Source organism: Dysgonomonas termitidis, from assembly GCF_042654545.1.
Lineage (GTDB): Bacteria > Bacteroidota > Bacteroidia > Bacteroidales > Dysgonomonadaceae > Dysgonomonas > Dysgonomonas termitidis.
Genome location: NZ_JBHSGN010000030.1, coordinates 1 through 1,541, shown reverse-complemented (window position 1 = coordinate 1,541; position 1,541 = coordinate 1). Strand labels below are relative to the sequence as shown.

Annotated in this window: 2 protein-coding genes; both read left to right on the top strand. The window is 53.7% G+C overall.

Annotated features, from left to right (window positions below):
- Positions 1-1,100, top strand: a 1,100-nt coding sequence (locus tag ACFO6W_RS03930) for a BACON domain-containing protein (protein WP_379994050.1), incomplete at its 5' end; no start/stop codon positions are given.
- Between the two features lie 246 nt (positions 1,101-1,346).
- Positions 1,347-1,541, top strand: a 195-nt coding sequence (locus ACFO6W_RS03925; protein ID WP_379994049.1) for a hypothetical protein, incomplete at its 3' end; no start/stop codon positions are given.

The following is a 1,541-nucleotide window of genomic DNA, read 5'->3' as shown; positions in this document are numbered from 1 at the left end:
TCCCTGCGGGCGATTACAGCCGGCTGGTGGTGGTCGCCAATGCCGACAGCCAGGTCGCCGGATTGGCCGGCAACAGCCCCATTAGCGAACTGAATGCCATCGAATATACCCATGCCACCGGACAATGGAATGCAACCAACCCGAACCCAACCCCGGTCCCGATGACGGGCGAATATGCAAACGGAGCGGGGAACGGTATCACCATACAGCAGGGCCAGTCGAAGACCTTCAGCGGCCTGAAGCTGGTACGCATGCTGGCGCGTGTGGATATCGTCAACACCGCCACGGCCTTCACGCTCACAGAAGTGAGTCTGTACAACTTCAGGAAAAACGGCCTGCTGGTCAACGACGATACGCAATACGGGGCTTCCCCGGCACAGCCTCACCTGCCCGGAGCGGTGATGAATGCCACCTCCCCGATGATCTATACCGGGGCTGTGGTGTCGGCCAATATGGCCGGAGAGATCTATGCCTTCGAGGCGGCCGCCCCGACAGGCGCAACGATAAGTGCCCAGACCGCGCCGCGCATCATTATCAAAGGGACATACAATAGTAATGAATACTTCTATCCGGTTGACTTCACCTACGACGGTACCGTTAGCGGTACCACCAAAGGCGCTTTCATGCCTATCGTCCGCAACCATAAATACATATTCACCGTCTCACAGGTCAGCGGCCCGGGTTTTGCTTCGGCTGCCGCCGCCCTGGCATCGACGGAGGTCATTACCAACATCACAGCGCAGCTCTTCGTCATCGATGAAAACTTAACCGATGTCTATTGGAATGCAACGAATTACCTGGCGGTCAATGCGCCGGACTTTGACTTCGGATATGAAGAAGTGACGGCAGCAGCCACCGATAACAAAATCACCGTTAAATCCACTGCCGCCTGGACGATATCCTGTTTCGAAGCGGACGGCACAACGCCTGCTGCCGGCGGCTGGCTTTCGGTCGATGACACGGAAGGAGACGCCAACACAATGGAAACCGTAACGGTTCTGCTTAGCGAAAATGCCGGAGCGGCGCGCGAAGGTAAAATAAAAATACAGTCCGGGCCTTTTACACATGTAGTGACGGTTACGCAGTCAACCAATCCTTAAATCAGGTAGCCACCGTCGATAGACACCAAACAGCACCAGGCTCAGCTCACTGTCGCTACTACCTACCTATAGGGTAGTGCCGAGGTATCCGATGTAAAAGAAAAAAGGCCGGGAATTGATAAATAGATAAAAATAAATGCATACGAACATATTAAAAGATATAACAGGATGCATCAAACGGGTAAAAATCATGCCGGTACGCAATTATATGACAAAAAAATGCAATATTAAAAAAAGCTCAAAGATATGATACAAAAAAAACTGTATAAGCGCTCCGGATCGGCCCTGTCGGGTCTTGGGGTATACTGCCTGCTGACGCTGGCCATGGCCTTCACCTCGTGCAGGAACGAAGAGTCCGTGGAAATAAACGGCGCGGGCAAACAGGTAACCATCACGATGTCCGTACCGGGCGCCACCGCGGCGGCCGGCCCTGTGACCTAT